The sequence below is a fragment of the Flavisolibacter ginsenosidimutans genome (assembly GCF_007970805.1).
Lineage (GTDB): Bacteria > Bacteroidota > Bacteroidia > Chitinophagales > Chitinophagaceae > Flavisolibacter > Flavisolibacter ginsenosidimutans.
Genome location: NZ_CP042433.1, coordinates 1,079,241 through 1,104,309, shown reverse-complemented (window position 1 = coordinate 1,104,309; position 25,069 = coordinate 1,079,241). Strand labels below are relative to the sequence as shown.

Here is a 25,069-nt window from a genome sequence, read left to right as displayed (position 1 = left end):
ATTTCCTGTTAAACAAAAATCAATAATTGGCCGTGCGGTTTTTGTCATTCGGGTTTTATCAATCAGACTGATTTTATTACGCAAACGCTGCTGAAAGGTTACGCCCAAAAACAAAAATTAACAGCAAACAAAGGCCCACAAAATTGGAAACGAAAAATGAGCAAAGAGTTGACGTCACGTTCGGAAGATTACTCGCAGTGGTACAATGATCTCATCATAAAAGGCAGTCTTGCAGATTATTCCGCAGTTCGCGGCTGCATGGTGATAAAACCCTATGGCTTTGCGCTGTGGGAAAACATGCGAGACCAGTTGGACCGCATGTTTAAAGAAACCGGCCACCAGAACGCTTACTTTCCTTTGTTTGTTCCAAAAAGTTTGTTTGAAGCCGAAGAAAAAAATGCAGAAGGCTTTGCCAAAGAATGTGCGGTGGTAACGCACTACCGGTTAAAAACCGATCCTTCGTCGCCGGGTAAATTGATGGTTGACCCCGAAGCAAAGCTGGAAGAAGAATTGGTGGTGCGACCAACTTCTGAAGCCATCATCTGGAACACGTACAAAGATTGGATTCAATCCTACCGCGACCTGCCGATTCTCATTAACCAATGGGCTAACGTGGTGCGTTGGGAAATGCGTACACGTTTGTTTTTGCGAACGGCTGAATTTCTTTGGCAGGAAGGACATACCGCACACGCTTCAAAGGAAGAAGCCATTGAAGAAACAGAAAAGATGCTGGAAGTGTATGCCACCTTTGCCGAAGACTTCATGGCGCTTCCCGTTATTCGGGGCATTAAAACACCCGGCGAACGTTTTGCCGGCGCCGAAGAAACCTACTGCATTGAAGCCCTGATGCAGGACGGAAAAGCTTTGCAGGCCGGCACTTCGCACTTCCTCGGGCAAAACTTTGCAAAGGCATTTGACGTAAAATTTTTAAGCAAGGAAAACAAACAAGAATACGTTTGGGCTACGTCATGGGGTGTAAGTACGCGATTGATTGGTGCGCTTGTAATGGCACATAGCGATGACAGCGGGTTGGTTTTGCCGCCGCGTATTGCGCCGTTGCAAGTTGTTATTGTTCCCATTTACAAAGGCGAAGAACAAAAAACACAAATAGGCGAGAAGGCCGATGAATTGATAAAGAAATTTAAAGCGGCTGGCATTCGCGTAAAATACGATGACAACGAGAACACAAGGCCGGGATGGAAGTTTGCGGAATACGAATTAAAGGGCGTGCCCGTGCGCATTGCGCTTGGCGCAAGGGATCTGGGGGCCAGCGTTGTCGAAGTAGCGCGTCGCGATACAAAAGAAAAAACATCCGTTCCGCTGGAAGGCATAGAAACCTACATCATAAACCTTCTGGAAGAAATTCAACAGAACTTGTACAACCGTGCCTTAAAGTTCAGAGAAGAAAATACAATTGAAGTGGACAACTGGAATGAGTTTGTAAGACTGCTGGACGAAAAGCCCGGCTTTCTTTCGGCACATTGGGACGGCACCGCCGAAACCGAAGAAGCCATCAAAGAAAAAACCAAGGCCACCATCCGTTGCATTCCGCTTCACAACAAAAAGGAAGAAGGCCGTTGCATTTTAACGGGCAGGCCGTCGAGCCAGCGGGTAATTTTTGCGCGGGCTTATTAACGAAAAGGATGATGGCAAAGGCAAACGCACGTCAATTGGTTGAAAGATAATTGTAATCCTTTAGCAGTATTTCCAGAAACTCTATTGGTTCAAGGGTTGTTTCAATTTGTAAATGGCCTTTGATTTTTTCAGCGGCCATAAAGGCCATGTTGTGGTCCCTGTGTTTGCGGGCCATGTCAATGATGCCTTTTAGTGAGTTAATGTCTCTATCGCTTAACCGCATAATTTGTGGATAGCGCGGCACATAGGTATCAGCCACTTCTAAAAAAACCGTATCGGTAAGCCTTTCTCTTTGCTTGGTGTTAATGAGAACCGTATGCGCCAGAATATCGCCGAGTCTTTGTTGTTTGCGTGTGTTTACAAGAATTAAATCAATGAGCAAAAGGGCAACCGCACCCGAAAGAGCCATGTAAGTTTCGGTTTCCAATGCCATGCCGCTTGAACTTAAAATCACCATCACGATAATGATGATGAGCAGCATGTAATCGGAAGTGCGAATGAGCCAACGAATGATGAATTGCCCAAGCGATGGCCGGCCGCCGTTTTCAGAAATCACTTTGATGCCCATGATTTTTTTGCCGACGCTTTGACCGTTCATGGTGGCTTCCATCACCACGTGATAAAGCAAAAAGGGCAATGTCGCCAACATCGTTACCGCCCAACGCATCACGTCGTTTTTTTCGGAGTAACCCAATTGATCGCTAAACCAGGAAAGAAATTTTGAAGCGACGATCACGTAAAAAATCAGCACCACAATGTCTATCACCCAAGCAGCCAGGCGCCGGTGAAAAGGCGGAGCGGTAAACTCAATGTCTATATTAAAATTTGTGGCTACGCGAACAACGCTCATTTCTCAAATATAACGTGCCGGGCTTAATGTAAGAACACAGTAAGTCCACAAACTGAAAAGCTGATTTGCATTTTTGCGAACGATTAAGGCAACTTGCATTTTCCGCCGAAGAAGTTTTTTACATTCGCTTCGGTGCCGTTGAACGCACCGAGTAAATCAACGTCATTTGCCAATCAACAAACCAAAACAAGTGTCCGAACCCAAGCGGCTTTCTGTCATCATCACTTCATATAATCATGCGCACTATTTGCCGCAAGCCATTAGCAGTGCTATGCAGCAAGATTATGCCAACAAAGAAATAATCGTGGTTGATGACGGCTCAACCGATAACACAAAAGAAGTCGTGGCCCGGTTTCCTGACATAAAATACGTGTACCAAACCAACACGGGACTTTCTGCCGCACGCAACACCGGCATTGATCACAGCACGGGTGAATACCTTGTGTTTTTAGATGCCGATGATTGGTTTTTGGAAAATGCGTTTAGCAAAAGCGTTGCAGCCCTGGAAGCAAATCATGACGCCGCCTTTGCTTACGGTACGCACATAAAGCTGAACGAGAAAAACGAAGAATTGCCGTCGAAAGAAAAACAGGACATTGCCCAAAAGCATTACGGTCATCTTCTTGTTCACAATTTTATCGCCATGCACGCCGCTGTGTTTTACCGCCGGTGGGTGTTTGACAAGTTTCGTTTTGACACAAACTTAAAGGCCTGCGAAGATTATGACTTGTTTTTAAAAATCACCCGCAATCATCCTGTTGTTTATCACCAACACAAGGTGGCCGCTTACCGCAAGCATTCCGAAAACATGTCGGGCAATGTTTCGTTGATGATAGAAACCGGATTAAAAGTGATGCAGCGGCAACTGCCGTTTTTGCAAAACGAAGAAGAAAGGAAACAATCTGCAAAAGGAATGTTGTTTTGGAAATCCTATTACGGCAGCGAGCTTCACGCTCAACTTTTAAAAGAATCTTTTCTCCGGATTGATAAAAAACGAAGGCAGGACTTGCTTAGTTTGTTTGCCTGTGGCAAGCGTTTGTTTCTTGATTACACAACTCTAAAATTGCGTATGGGCATCAAATCATTCATTAGAAGAAAAACACCGGCAATCCTTCTTTCGTTGTTGCACAGCAACGGTTTTTACAAAGGCTACAAACCCGCAACGGGTAAAATTCGCCGCGGTGACTTTAATACCACACAACCTTTTAGTACAAACTTCGGTTACGAGAGAGGCGGCCCCGTTGACCGATACTACATTGAAAATTTTTTAGCAAAGAACGCAGCAGACATCAAAGGCCGTGTGCTGGAAATTGGCGACAACGAATACACGCTTCGCTTCGGCGGCGATAAGGTTATAAAAAGCGATGTATTGCACGTAGAAGACAACAATGCAAAAGCCACTTTTATTGGCGATTTGAGCAATGCACCCCAGTTGCCAGGCAACACGTTTGATTGCATTGTGCTTACACAAACGCTTCATCTTATTTACAACCATGTTGATGCCTTGCACACTTGTTATCGCATTTTAAAACCCGGCGGCGTGCTGCTGCTAACTGTGCCCGGCATCACGCACATTGACCGCGGCGAATGGCACGACTACTGGTATTGGGCATATACACAAGCTGCGATAAATCGAATGTTGAAAGAAGTTTTTCCGGCTGATTATGTCCAAACGGAAACCTTTGGAAACGTACTTGTAGCCACTGCTTTTTTATACGGCATGGGTTTGCCCGAAATGAAGAAGGAAGAAATGGACGCACACGATCCGCATTACCAAGTCATAATCACCGCCAGAGCCGCAAAGCCAGTTTTATGAACCTGCGTCAATTCGTAAAAAGATTTTTACGTTCTCCAAAAGTGGTGGTGCTGATGTATCACCGCGTAGCAAATGTAGAAGCCGATCCCTGGCAGTTGGCTGTTTCGCCAGAGAATTTTGAAGCGCAGCTAAAATTATTAAGGAAGAAATACAAGGTCATTACACCGCAGCAATTGTTGAAGCAAAATCCTCGCTGGCGATTGGGAAAAAACCGCGTTTGCATTACGTTTGACGATGGTTATTTAGACAATTTTACAACGGCAAAGCCACTGCTTGAAAAGTATCGTTGCCCGGCAACGTTTTTTATTACCACGCATTCTTTGCAAACAGCAAAGCCTTATTGGTGGGATGAATTACAGGAAATTATTTTTTCGGCACCAAAACTTCCTTCGCCTTTTTTGTTAGAAATAGCCGGAACGAAGATTGTTTGTGAATTGGAAAACGGCGGCACATTGACGTCCGGACAGGAAGCCAAACAAAAGGAATGGATTTGGTCAGATGAGCCGCCAACGCAACGCTGCCGGCTTTATTTTTCATTGTGGGAAAAGATGCGCTCCTTGCCGCAAAGTGAGATTGAAGCATCGCTTGTTCAATTGAAGGAAATGATTGGTGGAATGAAAATGACCCTGCACGATTCAATGCCAATGACAATTATAAATTTGAAAGACATGAGCCGTCAAACGCTTTTCCAAATTGGTTTGCACACGCATACGCATCCTGTTTTATCCGATCATTCTTTCGCTTTTCAGCAAAAGGAGCTGGAAGAAAATAAAAAGATATTAGAACAAGTTTGCGGTTATCCAATCACTATCTTGTCTTACCCGCACGGACGTTTTAACGATGATACGCTTGCCCTTGCCAAAGACCTGAAACTTACCGCTGCGTTTACCACAATGCCAGAGCCCGCAATGTCTTATTCACCTCCTCACAAACTTGGCCGTTACCAGGTATTGAATTGGAATGAAGAAGCCTTTGACTCTTTCTTAAAAAAGACCTTTGCTTCCTGAATTTGTTCCGTTGAACGCAGGATTTAGCGCCTTCGCATTCGTTTAGCAGCATAAAAAACGATGCCCGGAAGAAGCAGGAGAACAGCTTTCTTCGCCAGGCTTTTTGCTTTGTTTTTTTTACTCGCGGTTTCGGTTTGTGCCGCTTCTTTCAACAAGGTTTCGGCCCAAGCCGGCCTTTTGTTCTTTTTCGTTCGCAATAAAAAATTTTCTTCCAGCGAACCGTTGCTGTTTAGCTGGCTGATAAAATCCTTTCGTGTTTCTTCCAGCGTTTCAATTGCAAATAGCCGGCAGGCTTGTGCCTTTGTACGAGCTTCCTCCGTGAAGCAATAATCAAAGGCTTTAGTCAGTGCTTCGTCATTCAAGGCATCGGCGGTAAACACAAATGGCCAGCCGATTCTTTTCATTTGATCAACAATTTTAGCACCGCCGGCTTCCGGATCAATGGGCACAACCGGCACGCCGTTTTTGATAGCCATCACCGCACCGTGCAAACGTGTTGTAAGCAACACGTCCACTCTCGCAATCAACGATTCAATTTCCGCGGGTGTGCGTAAATGCGTGCCGTTCACGTCAAGCCTTGTGTCAATGTAAACCACAGCAACCTCGCGGGAATCAACGAGACGTTGAATGGCTTCGTTAGCCTCTCTGTCCAAGCCACCGGGATAAGGTTCAACCAGGCAAACACCCACAACGGGAACCTTCGCTCTCTTTGATAAAAAAACCATATCGGGCCGGACGGCTTTGGTGCTGTTGCGTTCGTACAAAAGATCAAAAGGATTCCACTCGCTCAGGTGCGCCGGTATGCTAAGATTTAATCCCACTAAGCGGCAGGAAGAAAAGTGGGCAAGAAATTCGGCTTCGTATATTTTTTGCTCAAACGGGCCGCAAACAAAAATGACGTGCGAATAGGCTTTTGCATCAACCGTACGCCAGTTCACGCCGCCGGCAAACGGCGGATCGAAAGCAATGTCGCAGTTAACATATCCTGCGTCGCGCAGCCATTCACGGGTAACTTCCAACGCTAAAATATCGCCGCCAGTAGCGTGGCCGTGTTCAAAGCTGAACCAGCCGGCAATCAATACCTTTTGCTGTTCTTCTTCGGCGAAACTGTTTTCAGGCGTCATAAGCAGTGAAAATTTAAAGGCGCTAAAATAGTTTTTAATCCATCAGAACATTGCTTTCATGCAAACACATTTTGTTTCGGAATACACTGGCTTTATATGATGCAAATGCCAGTAAAAAGGTCCGAATGCAAAGCTGCTACAAGAAAGCTTCGGGTAGCGTTACACCCGGGCACTGCGCAATGGTATTATTTTTTTACATGTGATCTTATGAAAGAATGGGCCGAGTTCATCACCAAACATTTGAGCAGCGTAGTTGAGATACTGGCCGGTTTCGTAATTACCGTTGCCTTGATTCAATTTCTCATTCGTTACCTGCTAAATTTTGCCCGGCCGGGCCTGGAGCAAAACAACCAGGCCATTCGCATTCAATTCGGCAGTTCGCTGGCCATTGCACTGGAGCTTCTGCTGGCCGCCGACATCCTTGCTACTGCCATTGCGCCAACCTGGGACGACATTGGCAAACTTGCCGCCATTGCTACACTGCGCACAGCGCTCAATTATTTTTTGGAACGCGAATTAAAAACAACACAAAAGCCAAACAGTCCCGTGCTTCAAAAAACCAATCAATCGGATGCAGAGCTCCACTAACCGTTCCGGCGACAGGTATTCATTTCCACAAAAGGTTTGGATTGCGTCGGGCATTGTTGCCTTGGTGGTGGTAGGATTGCTGTTTTTACAGGCAACCTTCAGCGTTTTGCTCCTGGTTTTGGCGGGTGTACTCATTGCTGTTTTCTTTCGCGGACTTAGCGCTCTGCTGCGGCGAAAAACCGGTTGGAAAGAAGGCCTTTGCCTGATTTTTTCAGTCATTGGTACATTGCTATTGGTGGCTTTGCTGTTTTGGCTCATTGGCGCCAGGGTGCAGCAACAAGCGGTGCAACTAAGCGATACCCTGCCCGCTACCGTGAGCAAGGCGAAAGCACAACTTGCGCAAAATCCATTAGGTCAAAAACTGCTTCAAAAGATTTCATCGCCGGGCACGCAAAAGAAATTTCAAGTTGTGGTGCAGGGTTTCTTCAGGTCAACGTTCGGCATTCTTGGCGATGTGTACGTCATTTTATTTCTCGGTATTTTCTTTACCGTTTCGCCAAAGATTTATACTAAAGGATTGGTTCATCTTCTGCCCGTTGCGGCACAGGAAACGGCGCAAACCGTACTTGACAAAATCGGGCAAAACCTTTTGAAGTGGCTTAAAGGAAAGCTCTTTGCCATGTTGGTGGTGTTTGTACTTACAGCGGTTGGCCTTGTGCTCATGGGTGTTCCCATGTGGCTGGTGTTGGCCATCATTGCCGGATTGCTCAATTTCATTCCCAACTTCGGGCCGCTCATTGCAATGGTGCCCGCCGTATTGGTGGCACTCATGCAAGACTTTACTACCGCTTTAATGGTGGCAGGCTTGTACATACTGGTACAAGTAGCCGAGAGCAATTTCATCACGCCGTCGGTGCAAAAAAAATTAATCAACATTCCGCCGGCGCTCATCATTCTAGCCCAGTTGTTCGTGTCGCCGTTTGCGGGTGGCTGGGGTCTGGTGCTGGCCACGCCGCTTATGGTCATTATTATGATATTGGTGCAAGAACTTTATTTAAAGAAAAGAGAAAAAGGCAACTGAGAATTTTCAACAGGTTGCCGTCAAGATTGTGGCGCTGAAATAAACCTTTCGCACGCTGCTGCGGATGAAGTTTGCCGGCGATTTTGCGGCTTTGCCGCACCGCTTATCTTGCAGGATATTTTTCAAACATGAAGAAACGGCTTTGCATTTTATTCACGCTTTTTGTTTTTGCTCTGTGTTCATTTTCGCAGTTGCAACTTCCGCTGCCGCGAAACATTCTGGCCATCTATCAAAACGGCACACGAACGACAGACGGCAAACCCGGAAAAGCCTATTGGCAAAACAGGGCGAATTATCTGCTGCACGTTGACTTCGATCCCGAAACCAGATTGGTAAGCGGCACTGTTGACATCAATTACACCAACAACAGTCCCGACACGTTAAGGCAAATCTGGTTCAAGCTTTATCCGAATTTGTACAAAAGAGGAACGCCGCGTGAATCGAAAATTTCAGAACGCGACCTAACCGAAGGCTTGATGATTGATTCGATGTGGATCAACAATCAAACTGCCGACAAAGCTCGCATTGCCGTTGACGGAACAAACATGACGGTGAACCGCCAATCGGTGCCGCATGGCGCAAACATTCGCTTCCGCATTGCTTATCATTACACGCTGAATAAAACTTCACATGTCCGCACAGGTGAGGTTGAACCCGGCGCCGCCTTCGTTGCTTACTTCTTTCCGCGCATTGCGGTTTATGATGACATCGACGGATGGAACCGTCATCCTTACGATGGCCGCTTAGAATTTTACAATGACTTCTGCAACTTTGACTCTTACATCACTGTTCCAAAAAATTTTACGGTGTGGGCAACAGGCGATTTGCAAAACTGCAACGAGGTTTTAGCGCCAACCATTTGTCAACGAATTGCACAGGCTGAAAAAAGCAACGCCATCATCAACGTCATTGACACAACGGATGACAAGCAGAACATCACCGCCAAAAATCCGTTCAACACCTGGCATTTTAAGGCGGAGAACGTAACCGATTTTGTTTTTGCCACGAGTGACCATTACATCTGGCAATCGTCATCGCTTGTAGTTGATCCAAACACTGGGAGAAGAACAAGAGTTGACGCGGCCTTCAATCCAAAGCACAAAGATTATTTTATGGTTGCGGATGATGCACACAAAACGATTAAAGCGATGAGCTATGTTTTTCCCGCATGGGCTTATCCGTACAATCATGAAACGGTATTTGACGGTTTGGACCAAATGGAATACCCGATGATGGTGAACGACAATCCAACCGAAGGGAGAGAAGAAAGCATCACGTTAACCGACCACGAAATCTTTCACACCATGTTCCCTTTTTACATGGGTATCAACGAAACAAAATACGCCTGGATGGACGAAGGCTGGGCCACAATAGGCGAGTGGATTATTTCGCCACTGATTGATTCGAGCATTGTGGATACCTACGGCGTTCTTCCAACCGAAAGACATTTGGGTACCGAAGCCGACCTGCCGATTATAGCTTTGTCAACGGAAACAAATGCGGCCTACTACACCAACAGTTATCCCGAACCGGCGATGGGCTATTTGTACGCGAAGGATTTGCTTGGCGATTCCTTGTTTACAAAAGCGCTTCACCATTACATTGAGCAATGGCACGGAAAACACCCGGTGCCTTTTGACTTTTTTAATTGCATGAATACCGGCTCGGGAAAAAATTTAAACTGGTTTTGGAAGCGCTGGTTCTTTGACGGTGGCTATGCTGATTTAGCTGTCGCATCGGTAAAGAAAACGAACACAGGTTATTCAATTCTTGTTTCAGCAAAAGGCACAAAGCCTGTGCCCCTTGATTTAACGCTAACCTACGCCGATGGCACAAAAGGCAAAGTTCATCGTTCAATAGCGGTGTGGGAGAAAGGTGCAAGTTCCGTTGTAATAAACGTTTCAACCGGCAGGCGACTTCAAAGCGTGCAATTGGGCAGCACGTGGGTGCCCGATGCAAACAAGAAAGACAACGTTTACATCGTCAAATAAAAAAAGTCCGGAATGTTTTCCGGACTTTTCGTTTACGCAAGCATCACTTACATCGAAACGGCTTTTCTTGCGCCTGCGCCTTCGTAGCGGTAAGCGGGTAAAACCGTTGGCGGCGGCACATTCAGGTTAAGCTTTTGGAAGGAGGGCTTCAGCACCGTTTCCGCAAAATGTTGAAAGGCCTCCAGCGAGTTCCAAACGTCAACCACGCACCACATGCCTTTGCGTTCGAAAGCAACGTGCGATAGAAGATTCTCGTTTTGCAACTGTCCGGAAGCATCCACGTCTTTCATGATGTTGTCGTAGTCGGCTTGTGCGATGGGTGCTTCGAAAAGAACAACGAAACGTTCCATGATGATTGGTTTTAGGTGAAGAAATATTGTCGGAGGAAAAAGTATCCTACTGCATTTTCATCCCGATTTGCGCCGCCATGGCTGGCCAGGTTGACAAGCTGTGATGCTCGGTTATCTTTCCCTCATCATTGATGCGAAAGATGTCTGCATCTCTAAGGTGATAAGTTTTGCCTGTGGCTTTTTGTCCCATGTAATCTCCCTTCCAGGTTCCGCTCCAGTTGCCCCAAACAACCACCCACTCACCGTCGGCGGCGGCTTTGAGGTTCTCACCCTTTACATCCGGGAAAGCGGTGAACCAAGCCTTAATCATCGTCATCAAACTGTCCTTGCCTTTCATCACACGGCCGCTGCCGTCGCCGTAATCTTCGGTATTTTCCAATGCGTCTTTTAAAACGGTTGCCGGGTCATGCTTGTTTACACCTTCGATGCTTTGCAAGGCAATGTTCTTGTTTCGTTCGTCTTTCATTTCTTTTGAATCGCTTGCTGAAGACGTGCTCATTTTGGCGCCGGAACTGTCTTTGTCGTTCATTCCTTTTACTTCGGTGTTGCTGGTGCAGGCAGTAAAGGTCAATGCCGTGCCTGCAAGCAGGAGAGCAAAAACTCTTTTCATTTTTGTTTGGTTTAAAAGATGGAAGAATGCAGTGTTTAACGGTCAGCCCAATTTGGAAGGGAAGGATAAAACAAGTTACGAAACTTGGAGCGTTCCGGATTTACAAAGTTCCTTTGCGGATTTGGCGGATTTCTACGATGCGTTTTCGCGGCGGTGCGGACGTTATTGCTTTCAGCAGCGTTTCGATAATTTGGCCGATGGTAACAAAGGCGAAGGCCCTTGTTTTTTGCCGCCACGCAGGAATGACTTCAGCGATGCCGTAAAAGGGCAGAAGCAGGAGGGGCCACAAATGCCCCGGCCCTAAAACATACCAGGGACGGACGAAGGTGCAGGGAAATCCTTTGGTTAAAAGACAGGCTTCGCCTTCGCGGCGCACTTCCTGAAAATCCTGCATGATGCGGGTAGGCGTCATGGCTACGCTGAGATAAATAAAGTGCGAAACGTTGGCGGCAAGCGCTGCATCAGCGGAGGCTTTTACGCTGGGCAAATCAATTTGGCGGAATTGTTCTTTTTTGCGCGGCGAAGGGTGCGAAACGCCAAGCAATTGCACGAATACAGCCCCTTTGGGAATCCATTGTTGAAAGGTTGTTGCTTCAAACGGGTTGGCAATAATGGCTCTTACGCCTTTAGGCAATTTGCCCTCGCTTCCTGCTCTCACCAGCGCCGTAACGTCATAGCCGTGGGCCACTAATTTTTTAATGAGGCGTTTGCCCATGTAACCCGTTCCGCCGGTGATGAAGATGGGAGGCATGATGGAAGAATTGTTGGTTTGAAGCTAAGAAGTTTTTGGGGTGATGGGAAAAGGCTAACGTTAATCGGCTTTCTGCTGTGCTGATATTCTGTGTCTGGTCAGCCTGGAGCCAAAGCCGATTGAAAAACTAATGTACATGTTTTATTCATTTGTTCACCTGCGTTCCGTCAGACGAATTTGTAGCTGATAAGCGATTTGTTGCTGATATCTATCCCGTCTGCCAGCATAGCAGGAAACCGCCGTTAGGCGCTTGGCTTTTGTCCGACAACAGGAAGCTTGCTTGAAGATACTTCCCGTCGTCTGCGAAACAGCGAAAGCACCGACTGAGGATAAAAGTGAAGCAAACAAAATGCGGTCAAAAACCAACCGGTAACTGAGATTGCAGTATTTGGCACCTCCTTTTCAACTGTCTCTCCGTTCAAAACGATTTGTTTAATCTCTGTCAGGTTGAAATTAAAAGCAATTACCAATAAGCAAAGTCCTATAGTGACACCGATGATTGGAAGTAAAGGTCTGGCAAGCCACCATTTTCTAACTTTTGATTTTAGGCGAATGGGCAGTCCGACTATAAAACAAATCAGAATTGTCAGCCCAGTCAGAATGAACCCGAAAAGCGGCTGGAAAATCATAAAGCCTATTCCATTTATCATGTCTGCTTCATCAACGTCAAGTAGAGCATAAACGATGTAAATGACAAATAAAGTGGCGAATGTCACAAAGAGTTGAAAGAGTAATGATAGAGCAAATGCGGTTTTTCTCATTTAGTGATGGTCGTTTTTGTCGCAACTAGTTTTAGGGCAGGATTTTTATAGCCATTGCGCCTAACAAATGTTATACGCATCATTTGGGATGCGCAATTTCGGTGGTCAAAATAACCAATTCGCAAGAAACCAGAAACTTGCAGCCGCGTTTCTTTGTTGCCCGTTTCGCATTTCCCTTTCCAAATGTGAATCCAGCATCGCAAAAACGCATCTTCCCATTACCGGTTGAACCGCTGCGGCGGGGGTTGAAATGCCTTTCATTCCAGCAAGGAACACGGCGGGTAAGCTTCGCTTTGTTCCGGCCGAAACCGAAAGAAAGATTTCAGCAAACCTTGTTACAGTTTGAGCAAAAAGAAAGAAGGTTTGGTAAAAAGAAACAAAGTTTTGGAAGAAAAGAACCGGCGTTTCCAAAAAATCCACACACCTTCTTCAAGTGGCTCGCACCGCTTATTTTTACAGCCTTCATGTTTGCCGAAGTCATTATACCGCTCGCTCTTCCGAAAAATTACACTTGGCACATTCCCGACGAAATGCTCGACAGCATTTCTATTGGCTGCCGCGTGGAGGTTAACTTAGGCAAGTCCAAAAAATATGCGGGCATCGTCAAAAATATTCACAACCAGGAGCCGCTAAGCTTTGAGGCAAAAGATATTTTGAACGTGCTCGATCCCGAGCCGGTGATTCACCGCTATCAATTGCAGTTGTGGGAATGGATGGCCGCTTATTACATGTGCACCGAGGGGGAAGTGATGGCGGCGGCACTGCCCTCGCATTTTAAGCTTTCCAGCGAAACAATCCTGATCTACAACGAAGAATTTGACGATGATTTTTCGGCGCTGGATAACGACGAGTTTATGATTGCAGAGGCCCTGCAAATGAAACACGAGCTGCGCCTGACCGAAGTGCAGCAAATTCTCGATGCCACACACGTTTATCCCGTTGTCAATCGCTTGATCGGCAAGAAACTTTGCTTTGTTTGGGAATCGTTGAAGCAAACCTTCAACGCAAAAAAAGAAAGCTTTGTCTTGCTTTCAAACGAATACCATGACGAGGACAAGCTTTCTGCCCTGCTGAACAATTGGGGCCGTGCGCCAAAGCAAATGGAGCTTCTGCTTTCGTATTTGCACCTGATGAAAACACAGGGCGAAGTGACGAAAGCTGATTTGCTGAAGAAAGCCTCAGCCAGCGATGCGCAACTGAAAGGCCTTGTGGAAAAAGACATTCTTCGCATCGAAAAGCGCAGCGTGGAGCGCATTCGTTACGCACCCAAAGATGTAACGATTGACTTTGCATTGACGCCGTCGCAGGCGGAAGCTTTGGGCCAAATACAGGAATGCTTTGCAACCAAACAGGTTTGCCTTTTGCACGGCATTACGTCGAGCGGTAAGACGCACGTTTACATAAAGCTGATTGAGAATTTTATTCGTCACGGGCAGCAAGTGCTTTACATGCTGCCAGAGATTGCGCTGACCTCGCAAATCATTCGCCGCCTGCAAAAACATTTCGGCGGTTATATCGGTATTTACCATTCCAAGTTTAGCCAGAACGAACGTGTGGAAATTTGGAACAAAGTGAAAAGCGGCGAGATGAAGATTGTGCTCGGTGCAAGAAGCTCCTTATTTCTTCCTTACCAGGATTTGGGCCTGATCATTTGCGATGAAGAACACGATTCATCGTACAAACAACAAGACCCTGCGCCGCGCTATCACGGTCGCGATGCGGCCATTTACATGGCTTCGTTGACGGGTTCAAAAGTGTTGTTGGGAAGCGCCACGCCTTGCCTCGAAACTTATTACAACGCAAAGACCGAAAAATATGGATTGGCACAATTGAACGAACGCTTTGGAGAGGTGAAGATGCCAGCCATTGAATTCGTTGACAACCGGACAATAGCGCACAAGCCCGGAGAAAAAGTGATGTTGTCGCCGCAACTGCTTGACGAGATAAAAGCCTCGGTGGCGAAAGGAAAACAAGTGATTCTTTTTCAGAACCGGCGCGGTTATTCGCCTTATCAATTGTGCACGGTTTGTGGCTGGATTGCCGAATGCCGCAACTGCGATGTGTCGTTAACCTATCACAAACAAAGCAACAAGCTTAAGTGCCATTATTGCGGCAACGTGTACCCGCCGGTTACAACCTGCGCCGCCTGCGGCAGCAATAAATTAGTGCAGCGCAGCTTCGGCACGGAAAAAATTGAAGAAGTGTTGGAAGGTGAACTGCAAGGATTGAAAGTAAGCCGCATGGATTTTGATTCGGTGAAGAACAAAAATGCACACGATGTATTGATACAACAATTTGAACAAAAGAAAATCGACGTATTGGTGGGAACACAGATGGTTGTAAAAGGCTTGGACTTTGACAACGTTGATTTGGTGGGCATTTTGGATGCAGACGGCTTGTTGCACTTTGCCGATTTTCGCGTAAACGAACGTGCCTTTCAGTTAATGGAACAGGTGAGTGGCCGTGCGGGCAGGAGAGAAGGACAGGGCAAGGTGCTGATCCAAACGATGAACCCAACGCACCCGGTTTTGCTGCATGTGTCCCGCCACGATTACACCGGCATGTACAACGAAGAAATTGAAAAGCGAAAGCAATTTTTCTACCCGCCTTATTCAAGAGTCATTAACGTTCATTTCAAACACAAGGAAAGAGAAATTTGCTTTCAAGCCGCGCATCAATTTGCAAAAGGCATGGATTTCCTTTACCGCAAATACATCGTTGGTCCCGCCGAACCGGTTATCAACCGCGTACGCGGGATGTTTTTGATGGAGATGCTCTTGAAGTTGCCGCGAGATGCGCAGATGATTGCGAAATGCAAGGAAGACATTCAGAAAGAATGCGCAAACCTTCACAACATAAAACAGTTTAAGAAAGTGATTGTGCTGCCGGATGTGGATGCGCAGTAAATGCGGCCCATCCCGACCTTCCCGGTGGGAAGGCCATCAACACACAAGGGCCAGCATTGCGATGATTTTACAATTTATTCAATCAGCTTGAAAGCTGTACGTTTTCTTCTTGCTTTGAGAGTCTTCCTTCCCTCCCCACCGGGAAGGGGCTTTAGCGCCATCTACCCGCTTTAATGAATGGCTGTTGGGGATGGGCCGCTGGATAGTTTGCGTATCGCTTCGTACTCGTAAATCCTGGTACCGGAATTTTGTTCCTTGGCTGTCGTCACCATCGCTCTTGCCACTTTTTCCGCTTCAATCGGTTTGTATTTATCCCAACTTCCCACCAATAAAAAAGCAAAAAAGCTCATTACCGCTTGCCCAACTTTTTCGCCGGCACGTTTCTCATCTCTTTTGCCAAGCAAGATGGATGGGCGAAAAATAGAAATGTTCTGAATGGATAATTTTTGTACCGCGTCTTCTACTTCGCCTTTCAATTTCAGGTAAAAATTATTGCTCATGCTGTTGGCGCCAACGGAAGAAACCAAAAGAAAATTCGGACAACCTGTTTCGGCGCAAAAAATGGCGGCATTCACCGGGATGTCGTAATCTACTTTTCGATAAGCTGCTTTGTCGCCTTTCACTTTTTTTTGCGTGGTGCCTACAGCACAGAACACCGCATCGCTGCCATCAATGGCAAGCTTCACCGATTCGGGTTCGTCAAAATTCACCAGCTTCATTTCAACTTTTGATTGTTGAAAACGAACTGGCTTTCGCACCACGGCTCTTATCGTTTCAAAGACATTATCATTTTGCAGAACGTTAAGCAAATGACTTCCGATCAAACCCGTTGATCCAATGACGGTGGCAATTTTTGCGGGCATAAAATTCGTATTCTTGCTGCCATGCAAATTCGGGAAAATATTTCGCTTTGGCCTTACAACACATTTGGTATTGATGCAAGTGCAAGATATTTCGCAAGCTTTCAAAACCTCGCCGAATTGGAAGAGTTGGTCAATTGGCAATTGCGGGTTGCCGGTTGCCAATTGATTTTAGGCGGTGGTAGCAACATCCTGCTTACAAAAGATGTGGACGGTCTTGTGCTGAAGAATGAAATCAAAGGCATTGCGATTGTAAAGGAAGACGATGAACACATTTACCTCAAGGCTGGTGCAGGGGAAAATTGGCATCGCCTGGTGATGCACTGCGTTGAAAACAATTACGCCGGTATTGAAAACCTTTCGCTTATACCCGGCAACGTAGGCGCATCGCCCATGCAAAACATCGGCGCTTACGGCGTGGAAATAAAAGATGTTTTTCACGAACTCGAAGCCTTTCATCTGCTTGATAAAAACCTTGTAAAATTTGAATTGAAAGATTGCGAATTCGGTTATCGCGAAAGTGTTTTCAAACGCAAATACAAAGGAGAGTTTGCGATTGCATCGGTAACATACCGGTTGAACAAAAAACCTGTTTACCAAACGAGCTATGGCGCCATCAACCAGGAACTGGAGAGGATGGGTGTGAAAGAATTGAACATTCAGGCAATCTCGCAGGCCGTTGTCAACATTCGTTCGGCTAAACTTCCCGATCCGAAAGTGATTGGCAATGCCGGCAGTTTTTTTAAAAATCCGCAAGTTGAAAAAGAACAATTTGTCCAATGGCAAAGTAATTATCAGTCTGTTCCTTCTTTCCCTTTCGATGACGAACACGTAAAAATTCCGGCGGGCTGGCTAATTGAACAATGCGGTTGGAAAGGCTATCGCAATGGAGATGCCGGTTGTTATTCAAAACAAGCGTTGGTATTGGTAAACTACGGCAGCGCAAGCGGCCAGGAAATTTATGCGCTGAGTGAAGCGATTTTACAATCGGTAGAGACAAAATTTGGAATCCGGTTAGAAAGAGAAGTGAACGTTCTGTAAAAAGAATTTTTGGTTGCAGCGGTTTAATTTGCTTTCTTGTCTGCCAAATCAAAGCTTCACTTATGATAAAATCGTTTTTGTTTCTTGCCTTCTTCTTTTTCATCTCGGTCTTTTGTCATGCGCAAGCCAAGTCGGTTTATTTTGAACTCGGCGGACCCGGTCTTGCTTCCATCAATTTTGATTCGCGTTTTTCCAAAGGCGAAGCCGGTTTGGGCGGTCGGGTCGGCATCGGCGGTTTTAGTGTTGACGGCGACGGGGTTGTCTTTATTCCAATCGGCTTAAACTATATTGTAGGTAAAGACCAGCGCAATTATTTTGAAATGGGCGCAGGCGTAACACCCGTTATCGGTACCGGCGATGCGGGTGATTTTTCTTCCACCTTTGGACATCTTTTGTTTGGCTACCGTATGCAGCCTGCTAACGGCGGCTTTACCTTCCGGGCCTTTATTAACCCGGTTTTTGGAAAAGGCTTTTTTATTCCTTATTACGGAGGCTTGTCGTTCGGCTACAAGTTTTAATATTCTTTTGAACGATATTTTGTCTTGGGCGGTGACCACATCATCGCTCAACTTTTTTATTGAAAGATGTCATGGCCATAAATTTTCAGAACGATTGGTAAGAACAAAAGTTGTTCTGGTTGCGTAACTTTAAAACATGGACGTACAGGAACCCGCACAAGCATATAGTCGTAAAAACTGGACAATCGAAGAGTACCTCGAAATGGAAACGGCTTCGGATGAGAAGCACGAATATTATCACGGCGAAGTGTTTGCAATGTCAGGCGCCTTGCAACCTCACAATGCAATTGCGGCAAATGTTTTGTCAGAATTGCGAATTGGATTAAAAGGAAAAGGTTGTCGTCCTTATGGCAGCGATATGCGCATTCACATCCAGTCTAACACACTTTTTACATATCCTGATGTTTCGGTTTTTTGCAGCGAGGTAAAAACCTTAAACGATGACAAGTTTAACGCATTGAATCCCGTTGTGCTGATTGAAGTATTATCGAAATCAACAAAAGCGTATGACCGCGGCGACAAGTTTAAATTGTACCGTGACATTACAAGCTTAAAGGAATGCGTGTTGATTGATTCGATGTCTGTTTTTATTGAGGCCTTTGCTGTCAACGCTTCCGGTCATTGGGAGTTGCGGGAATACGAAACAGTAGACGACGTTTTGCAATTTCAATCATTGCCTGTATCCATTCCACTAAAAGATATTTACGAAGATTCGGGGCTTACAGGCGCCGAATCTTCGCTCTTTCTTTAATTGAAATCTTCCTCTTCCAAATCATCGTAGCCGGATGATTGAATGTTCAACATACTTCCCATCAGGTCTTTAAATTCAACGGAAGTTTCCATAATTTTTTTGCTGATAAGAGAGAAGGAGGAAAGGCCGTGCAACACAAACTCCATCAACAAAGCGGTTTCTTTTTCGTTCGCATGCGAAAAGGTTTTCTTCACTAGCGCATGAAGGCCGTCCACCGCGTACAACTGGTTCATTCTTTCGCGGTCGTTGACCGCAAAAAACAAATTAAGGTGGTTGCCTTTGTCGAACCAGCTGATGATGGAACGATAAGGATTGTCAACCGCCTGCGGTGTCTCGCCCTTGCGCGGCGCACGTTTTTTTAATGTTTCCGGATTGGGAAAATATTGTACAAACTGTGAACGAATAGATTTATCCAAAAGATTCATTGCAACCTGGTACGGGCCTTCTTGCTCGCCTTCATAAACGAGCTCAATTTTACCGGTAATGGAAGGAATGATCCCCACCAAATCGCTGATCCAAACCTGCGTGCTTTTTTCTTTGTTGATGATGGCTCTACGCTCTGCGGCACTTACCGCATTTTCAAAAGCAGAGATGGTAAGCCTTGCGCTCACGCCGCTTTTCTTGTCCACAAACTCGCTGGCTCTTGCTTCAAATGCCACTTGCTCTATGAGGCGTTTTACCAAATCGCTGATCTCGATTTTTTCTTTTTGCGCCTCTTCAATATCCGCTTCTTGCTCGGTGATAGCCAGCGCATTTTCCAATGACTTTGGATAGTGCGTAAGTATCTGGCTTTCGATACGGTCCTTTAACGGTGTTACAATAGAGCCACGGTTGGTATAGTCTTCGGGATTGGCCGTGAAGACAAACAAAATATCCAGCGGCAAGCGAAGTTTGAAACCCCGAATTTGCACGTCACCTTCTTCCAGAATATTAAATAGCGCAACCTGAATCCTGGCCTGCAAATCGGGCAATTCGTTGATGACAAAAATGCTGCGGTTGCTTTTGGGAATGATGCCGTAATGGATCACTCTTTCGTCGGCAAAACTTAAACGCAGATTGGCCGCTTTGATGGGATCAATGTCGCCAATTAAATCGGCAACGCTTACGTCGGGTGTCGCCAGTTTTTCGCCATAACGCAGGCTGCGGTGAAGCCATTCAATAGGTGTATCATCACCTTTTTCACGCATCAAATCTTTGGCATATTTCGAAATGGGCTTCAGCGGATCGTCGTTTATTTCACTGCCGGAAACGAAAGGAATGTATTCATCCAGCAGTTCCGTCATTTGCCGCGCCATGCGGGTTTTTGCTTGTCCGCGCAAACCAAGGAAAAGAATATTGTGTTTGCTTAACAATGCTCTTTCGACGTCCGGTATCACGGTTTCTTCGTAACCGATAATGCCCGTAAACGTATCCTCCTTCGTTTCGAGTTTTTTAATCAGGTTCTGCCTGATTTCTTCTTTGATGCTTTTTGGCTTATAGCCGCTTTCTTTTAGTTCGCCGAGAGTGTTTATGTGTTTGATGTTCATTCTGGTAATTCCTGTCAAATGTGTTTAATGAAAATTAGTAAACCGTTTTGCGTTTGCCGCTTTCAAAATCGCGGAAGATGAAGGCGCCCAATCTGTCAAGCGAAGCAAAGTATGCCTTGCCCTGATTCGTCTCCGTAAACTCTTGCACGAACCGTTGAAGATAAGGGTCGGTGGCAATCATAAATGTGGTGATGGGTATTTTTAATTTCTTGCATTGCGCCGCTAAATTGATGCAACGATTCGTCACCTTCCTGTCAAGGCCAAAACTGTTTTTGTAATAACGCTTGCCAATTTTTAAACAGGTCGGTTTGCCATCGGTGATCATGAAAATTTGCTTGTTCGGATTTTTCCTCCGGCGCAAAATGTCCATCGCCAATTCAAGTCCCGCAACGGTGTTGGTATGATAAGGACCGACCTGTAAATAAGGAAGGTCTTTGATCTCAACCGGCCAGGCATCGTTGCCGAAGACAACAATGTCCAGCGTGTCTTTGGGATATTTTGTGGTGATCAATTCGCTAAAGGCCATCGCTACTTTTTTGGCCGGCGTAATGCGGTCCTCGCCGTACAAAATCATCGAGTGCGAAATGTCAATCATCAATACCGTGGAGGTCTGGGATTTGAAATCGGTTTCGCGGATTTGCAAATCGTCTTCCTGCATCGTAAACGAGTCAAGCCCGTGGTTGATTTGTGCGTTGCGAATGGACTCTGTAAAATCAATCTGCTCCAGCATGTCGCCGAACTGAAACGGCCTTGTGTCGGGGCTTACTTCATCGCCCAAACCTGGCTTAAAGGTTTGATGATCGCCTGACTTTGTTTTTTTGAGCTTGCCAAAAATTTCTTCAAGACTGCGCTTGCGAATGCTTTGTTCCGTTTTGGGTGTGATTTTGATTTCGCCACGCTGGGCATCTTCGGTGATGTAGCCTTTCTCTTTTAATTCGTCAATGAAATCGCCCATGCCGTATTCCTCACTGGTCAACTCATATCTTTTATCCAGCTCGTTCAGCCATTGCAAGGCCTCGGTCACATCGCCGCTCGTGTAGGTGAGAAGTTGTGTAAACAAATCGAGCAATTGTTCAAAGCGGCTTTTACCGTTTTGCCGTGGATCGTATTTGGTGAAATGAAAACCAATCATGATTTAAGAATTTGGTGAGACGTGAGAAGCGAAACGTGAGACAGGAGTGAACTTTAAATCAAATGTCTCTCTGGTTTCACGTTTGCCGTCTGACGTTTCAGGTGTTCACACAATCTACAATAATTATGCGCTGTTTGTTCACGCGATAGTGTTAAACAAAAAACCTCTTCTTTTGGAAGAGGTTTTGGTTAATTATTTTCTCGACGTGTCGGCGGAATCCTTCTTTTGAGGCAGTTCCTGCAAGGGTGCTTTCTTGCTTTCGAACTGCGCTTCCAGGTCGCCGATTTCCTTCAGTAAATCCTGCGCTCCTTTTTCTTCGTTGCTCAATTGCATGTAGTAGTCGTCTTTAAATTCTTTCAAGGCTGCGTAATACTGCAATTGTTCGTTCAGGTCTTTTCGCAACGCGACTTTTACTTTTTGCGCCAGCGCCATATCACCGGCTGCGTAAGCGGCCCGCAGGAAATCCATTGTTATCTGGTTGTGACCACGGCCCGGCATTCCGTACGGCAGGCTTTTCGGATTGAGAAGACTGTCCGCCTTTTCAACCACATTCAAAGCTTCCTGCTTGCGGCCTTCCGAAGATAAAGTCAACGATTCTATTGAGTAGAGATCGCGAAGTGAATTTAAATGGCGGCGGTTTTCTTCATCGAAGTAAACCTTGCCGGTTCCGGCATTGCCCGAGCGGAAGACTGTTTCCAGCAACCGATACGTCGTGTCTGCGTTGATGCCGAGGCCTTCAGGACTTTTTTGCAGATTTCCAGCCGGCGATAGTTGGTAAATCATGCCGCGGCGCTGCAAATACGGGAAGAGGAAAGAAGCCTTGTCGCGGTCGGGACTGGTAACGCAGATTGGGCGTTTCCAGGCGTTGGCCGCAATGATGTTCAGCATCGCAATCTGATCGAGCGAATAAGCACCGATGCCCGAAAGATCAAGCGTGATTTGAGGCAGGGCTGGCGCACCTGTTTCCAGTATTCCATCCTGTCTGGCCATGGCAGAATCAACCGGCACCGTTACGTTTTTCATGTACGGAAGGTTTACAACCTGCGGGCCTTTTTTGCTTATTTCCGTCATGATGGAAAGAAGGCTCTGGTTATCGCGAACATCCTGGCGATTGACTCTTACATAACCAACGCCGCGAATTTGATCTTCTGTCCAAATCACGTTGATCGGGTCACTTTCGTTGATCTTGTAACGCAATTGATTTACGTACCAGTCAATACCCAACAAGCTTGTATTGATGATGCGGATGTCGGGTCGTATACCTTCCACTTCCTGTGCGTACCAGAGCGGATAAGTATCGTTATCACCATACGTAAACAGAACGGCATTTTTCGGGCAACTGTTTAAATAATCTTTTGCAATATCAGGCGCCAAAAGTTTTTGGCTGCGATCATGATCGTCCCATTCCTGCGCACCCATGATAACCGGTGCCAACAAGCAAATTGCGGACGAAGCAAGCGCAATTGTTTGTAACGATGCGTTGCGAAGCGACCGCAATAAAAACGTAACTCCGAGAGTAAGCGCAGCAAACAAAATAGCACCAATCAAAGCGGCGCCCAATTTGCCTGTGTTGAAGCTGTTTGCATCGCTCATCACCATGATGAAGAATGTCGAAAGACTTCCGTAAATCAAAACATTCCGCAGCGTTAATTTGTCCGCCGCTTCGCGAGCCATTCGAACAAAAGCCACCACGGCCAGCCCAATCCAAATGGCGTAAGCGTAAAACGAACCCGCAAAAGCATAGTCGCGTTCACGCGGTTGCGTTCCTGGTTGATTTAAGTAAATAACAATGGCTACGCCGGTAAAAAAGAAAAGCAGGAAAGTAGCAATCCAGTCTTTGCGGTCTTTGATGAATTGGTAAATGCAACCAAGAATTCCAAGCAAAAAGGGCAGGAGGAAAAGGCTGTTGTGGGCTTTGTTCGTTTGCAGGCTTTCCGGCATTTTGCTTTGATTGCCGAGGCGCATGTTGTCAATGAATGAAATCCCCGTTGTCCAGTTGCCGTCACGAACGTTGCCAAAGCCCTGCACATCATTTTGCCGACCCGAAAAATTCCACATGAAATAGCGCCAGTACATGAAGCCCATCTGGTACGTAAAAAACCATTCGATGTTATTGGCCATCGTTGGAATTTTTATCACCGGTATTTGTTCACCCGCGCTGTATTCCGATTTCAACCACGGGTTGTAAACGGCGTAACCTTCAGGAATCGGATAAACGCTTTGTTGCCTCGTGGTTTTATCAACAAGCGAAACGGCATCGCGGCTTACATCATTAAGATAGCTTGGGCTTTTTACCGTTACGCCGCTAACCGGCAAATTCAACCACTGAATGTAAAAGCTGGCCCGGTTCGGGTCGTTGCCTTCCCAAAGCCGCGGGAAAAATTGCACGTCTTCGTTGTCGTACACAATTTCCGGCTGCGGGTTTTCATACTTCAGGTACGTGTCTTTCTTTGTTTCGGGGTCTTTGCTTTTTGCGTACAAATATTTTTTGTCGCCTTCTTGTGCCCTCGCCAAAAAGTGCGGACCGGTTACAATGGGTTGCGAACCGTATTGGTCGCGTCCCAGGTAATAAACGAGGTTCATCGGGTTGTCCACGTTGTTCATGTCAATGGCTGTGTTAGCGTTGGATCGCTCCAGTGGCGTAACGTAAGATGAGTAGCCAAGCATGATGAAAATAAAGCTCCAAATACCAAGCGTCATCAGGGGAAGGTTTTTGCGTTTTGCAAAACGCAAGCCCCACCAGAGAACGACACCGAGTAAAATGAAAAAGAAAGCAAAGCCGAAAAAGAAGGGAAGACCGAAAGAGTTGACAAAAAAGATATCAAACTGTCCGGCAATTTTTACCGAGTATTGAATGACGACTACTTGCACCAAACCGGTGATGACGCAACCAATAACAAAAGCCCAGATGGCGCCCCAACGCGTATAATTATACCGGCGGAAATAATAAATCATGACAATGGCCGGAATGGTGAGCAAACCCAAAAGATGCACACCAATGGACAAGCCAAGCGAAAAGAAAAGAAACACAATCCAGCGGTCGGCGCGAGCTTTTAAAACCGGGTTGGTCCCCGCTTCCACATCCGCACGTTCCCATTTGAGCATGGCCCAAAAAGCCAGGGCTGTAAAGAAAGAAGAGAAAGCGTAAACCTCGCCTTCAACAGCGCTGAACCAAAACGAATCGGTAAAGGTATAAGCCAACGCACCAACGATGCCGGCGCCCATGATGGTAAAAATTTGGGCTTTGTCGGGTTCCGCTAAAAAACCGCTTGTGAGCTTGCGGGCATAATGCGTGATGGTCCAGAAAAGAAAAAGAATGGTAAAGCCGCTGGCCAGTGCGTTCATGATGTTTACAGCTTTGGCAGCGGTATTTGGATTATCGCCAAAAAGAACAATAAAAAAGCGGCCCAGTAAGACAAAGAGCGGTGCGCCGGGCGGGTGTGGCATTTGCACTTTAAAAGCTGCCGAAACAAACTCGCCGCAGTCCCAGAAGCTGCCGGCTTTTTCGGCGGTTAAAATGTACACGAGAGAAGCAATGACACACACTACCCAACCGGTAATGTTGTTGGCTTTTTTAAAGTTCATAACGGTGGTTGTTCTTTTATGATTCCACTTTTTAGCGGACGTGCAAAAATAGGGAAGCGGCTAAATTAAAGGGGAAAAGCATGAGAGAATGTTAAAGCGGTTTCGTGGTTTGACGTTCGATGTTCGAGGTTTGATGTTTGAAGTTGGCCTGGTTTGCAAAAAATTCTTTACGGCTCCTTTGGCAAGTTAAGAATGATAAGGCATCGCATTCGTCTGTACTTTGTTCAATCACGTTCTGAACGCCCA

General features: G+C 46.1%; 20 protein-coding genes. 10 read left to right on the top strand and 10 right to left on the bottom strand.

What is annotated here, in order from left to right:
* Nucleotides 1–156 precede the first annotated feature (156 nt).
* Nucleotides 157–1,635 (top strand): proline--tRNA ligase, encoded by a 1,479-nt coding sequence (proS, locus tag FSB75_RS04590; protein ID WP_146783460.1) that lies wholly within the window; start codon nt 157–159, stop codon nt 1,633–1,635.
* Between the two features lie 31 nt (nt 1,636–1,666).
* On the opposite strand, the gene FSB75_RS04585 is transcribed toward proS, so the two are convergent.
* The gene (locus FSB75_RS04585; RefSeq protein WP_146783457.1) at nt 1,667–2,485 is read right to left on the bottom strand and encodes an RDD family protein; all 819 of its coding nucleotides are present in this window, start codon (nt 2,483–2,485) and stop codon (nt 1,667–1,669) included.
* A gap of 190 nt (nt 2,486–2,675) precedes the next feature.
* Between FSB75_RS04585 and FSB75_RS04580 the strand changes: the two genes are divergently transcribed.
* Both FSB75_RS04580 and FSB75_RS04575 read left to right on the top strand, forming a co-directional pair.
* A complete protein-coding gene (locus tag FSB75_RS04580) occupies nt 2,676–4,301 on the top strand; it encodes a glycosyltransferase (protein WP_227990766.1) in 1,626 nt (541 codons plus the stop codon).
* On the top strand, nt 4,298–5,308 hold the full coding sequence (locus FSB75_RS04575; protein ID WP_146783454.1) for a polysaccharide deacetylase family protein: 1,011 nt from the start codon (nt 4,298–4,300) through the stop codon (nt 5,306–5,308). Before FSB75_RS04580 ends, FSB75_RS04575 begins: the two co-directional genes overlap by 4 nt.
* 23 nt (nt 5,309–5,331) lie before the next feature.
* On the opposite strand, the gene FSB75_RS04570 is transcribed toward FSB75_RS04575, so the two are convergent.
* Nucleotides 5,332–6,432 (bottom strand): polysaccharide pyruvyl transferase family protein, encoded by a 1,101-nt coding sequence (locus tag FSB75_RS04570; protein ID WP_146783451.1) that lies wholly within the window; start codon nt 6,430–6,432, stop codon nt 5,332–5,334.
* 207 nt (nt 6,433–6,639) lie between these two features.
* Between FSB75_RS04570 and FSB75_RS04565 the strand changes: the two genes are divergently transcribed.
* The 3 genes from FSB75_RS04565 to FSB75_RS04555 all read left to right on the top strand — a co-directional run bounded on the left by FSB75_RS04565 (nt 6,640) and on the right by FSB75_RS04555 (nt 10,032).
* Nucleotides 6,640–7,020, top strand: coding sequence for a DUF1622 domain-containing protein (locus tag FSB75_RS04565; protein WP_146783448.1), 381 nt, complete (start codon nt 6,640–6,642; stop codon nt 7,018–7,020).
* Entirely contained in the window at nt 7,004–8,041 is a 1,038-nt protein-coding gene (locus FSB75_RS04560; protein WP_146783445.1) for an AI-2E family transporter, read from the top strand. The genes FSB75_RS04565 and FSB75_RS04560 overlap by 17 nt, the downstream gene beginning before the upstream one ends.
* Nucleotides 8,042–8,169: 128 nt before the next feature.
* Nucleotides 8,170–10,032 carry a M1 family metallopeptidase gene (locus FSB75_RS04555; RefSeq protein WP_146783442.1) on the top strand — a complete coding sequence of 621 codons (1,863 nt, stop codon included), beginning with the start codon at nt 8,170–8,172 and terminating at the stop codon, nt 10,030–10,032.
* 47 nt (nt 10,033–10,079) lie between these two features.
* Here FSB75_RS04555 and FSB75_RS04550 read toward each other — a convergent pair whose 3' ends face one another.
* From FSB75_RS04550 to FSB75_RS04535, 4 genes are all read right to left on the bottom strand, one after another.
* Nucleotides 10,080–10,382: a hypothetical protein gene (locus FSB75_RS04550; protein WP_146783439.1), complete on the bottom strand. Its 303-nt coding sequence runs from the start codon at nt 10,380–10,382 to the stop codon at nt 10,080–10,082.
* 46 nt (nt 10,383–10,428) lie between these two features.
* Nucleotides 10,429–10,992 (bottom strand): ester cyclase, encoded by a 564-nt coding sequence (locus FSB75_RS04545; protein WP_146783437.1) that lies wholly within the window; start codon nt 10,990–10,992, stop codon nt 10,429–10,431.
* A 100-nt stretch (nt 10,993–11,092) separates the two neighbouring features.
* Nucleotides 11,093–11,743 (bottom strand): SDR family oxidoreductase, encoded by a 651-nt coding sequence (locus FSB75_RS04540; protein WP_146783434.1) that lies wholly within the window; start codon nt 11,741–11,743, stop codon nt 11,093–11,095.
* Between the two features lie 242 nt (nt 11,744–11,985).
* Entirely contained in the window at nt 11,986–12,504 is a 519-nt protein-coding gene (locus tag FSB75_RS04535; RefSeq protein ID WP_146783431.1) for a hypothetical protein, read from the bottom strand.
* A gap of 332 nt (nt 12,505–12,836) precedes the next feature.
* Here FSB75_RS04535 and priA point away from each other — a divergent pair, with 332 nt between their 5' ends.
* On the top strand, nt 12,837–15,410 hold the full coding sequence (priA, locus tag FSB75_RS04530) for a replication restart helicase PriA (protein WP_227990765.1): 2,574 nt from the start codon (nt 12,837–12,839) through the stop codon (nt 15,408–15,410).
* A gap of 170 nt (nt 15,411–15,580) precedes the next feature.
* Here the strand turns inward: priA and FSB75_RS04525 are convergent, their stop codons facing one another.
* A complete protein-coding gene (locus FSB75_RS04525; protein ID WP_146783413.1) occupies nt 15,581–16,273 on the bottom strand; it encodes an NAD(P)H-binding protein in 693 nt (230 codons plus the stop codon).
* Nucleotides 16,274–16,294: 21 nt separating this feature from the next.
* Here FSB75_RS04525 and murB point away from each other — a divergent pair, with 21 nt between their 5' ends.
* The 3 genes from murB (at nt 16,295) to FSB75_RS04510 (ending at nt 18,580) form a co-directional block, all read left to right on the top strand.
* Nucleotides 16,295–17,311, top strand: a complete 1,017-nt coding sequence (murB, locus tag FSB75_RS04520; protein ID WP_146783410.1) for a UDP-N-acetylmuramate dehydrogenase — start codon at nt 16,295–16,297, stop codon at nt 17,309–17,311.
* A 62-nt stretch (nt 17,312–17,373) separates the two neighbouring features.
* Nucleotides 17,374–17,829: a hypothetical protein gene (locus FSB75_RS04515; protein WP_146783408.1), complete on the top strand. Its 456-nt coding sequence runs from the start codon at nt 17,374–17,376 to the stop codon at nt 17,827–17,829.
* Nucleotides 17,830–17,965: 136 nt separating this feature from the next.
* Nucleotides 17,966–18,580: a Uma2 family endonuclease gene (locus tag FSB75_RS04510; RefSeq protein ID WP_146783405.1), complete on the top strand. Its 615-nt coding sequence runs from the start codon at nt 17,966–17,968 to the stop codon at nt 18,578–18,580.
* On the opposite strand, the gene FSB75_RS04505 is transcribed toward FSB75_RS04510, so the two are convergent.
* From FSB75_RS04505 to FSB75_RS21970, 3 genes are all read right to left on the bottom strand, one after another.
* Complete coding sequence (locus tag FSB75_RS04505; protein ID WP_146783403.1) at nt 18,577–20,106, bottom strand: MoxR family ATPase; 1,530 nt, start codon at nt 20,104–20,106, stop codon at nt 18,577–18,579. The two genes, FSB75_RS04510 and FSB75_RS04505, sit on opposite strands and share 4 nt — an antisense overlap.
* Nucleotides 20,107–20,140: 34 nt before the next feature.
* Nucleotides 20,141–21,238 carry a vWA domain-containing protein gene (locus FSB75_RS04500; protein WP_146783400.1) on the bottom strand — a complete coding sequence of 366 codons (1,098 nt, stop codon included), beginning with the start codon at nt 21,236–21,238 and terminating at the stop codon, nt 20,141–20,143.
* A 192-nt stretch (nt 21,239–21,430) separates the two neighbouring features.
* On the bottom strand, nt 21,431–24,823 hold the full coding sequence (locus tag FSB75_RS21970; protein ID WP_227990764.1) for a glycosyltransferase family 117 protein: 3,393 nt from the start codon (nt 24,821–24,823) through the stop codon (nt 21,431–21,433).
* Between the last annotated feature and the right edge of the window lie 246 nt (nt 24,824–25,069).